Here is a 319-nt window from a genome sequence, read left to right as displayed (position 1 = left end):
GGTGCGCAGCCCTGAAGCCGACCTGGAGCCGGTTCCAAACGTTGATCGCGCCGATCGCCAGGGTCAGGTTGACCTGTTCGGATTCGGTGAACCGAGCTTTGAGTCGCTCGTAGTCCTCATCCGGTGCCCGCGTCTCGGCGAGCCGGGTGAGCGCCTCGGTCCAGCCAAGCGCCGCGCGTTCCCGCGCGCTGTAGAGGGAGGATTCCCGCCAGGCATCCAACATGTACAGCCTCATCTCACTTTCACCATGCTTGCGCAGATAGGTGGCATGCATGTGGATGCAGTAGGCACAGCCGTTGATCTGCGAGGCCCGCAGTTT

The 319-nt window shown here is 63.0% G+C and carries 1 protein-coding gene; it reads right to left on the bottom strand.

From position 1 onward, the window contains the following. Positions 1-319 (bottom strand): carboxymuconolactone decarboxylase family protein (locus FEZ63_RS22275; RefSeq protein WP_150948967.1); only part of this gene is annotated, 319 nt, incomplete at both ends.

Origin of the sequence: Microvirga brassicacearum (assembly GCF_008757455.1) — a bacterium.
GTDB lineage: Bacteria > Pseudomonadota > Alphaproteobacteria > Rhizobiales > Beijerinckiaceae > Microvirga > Microvirga brassicacearum.
This window is presented reverse-complemented; position numbering and strand designations above follow the sequence as displayed.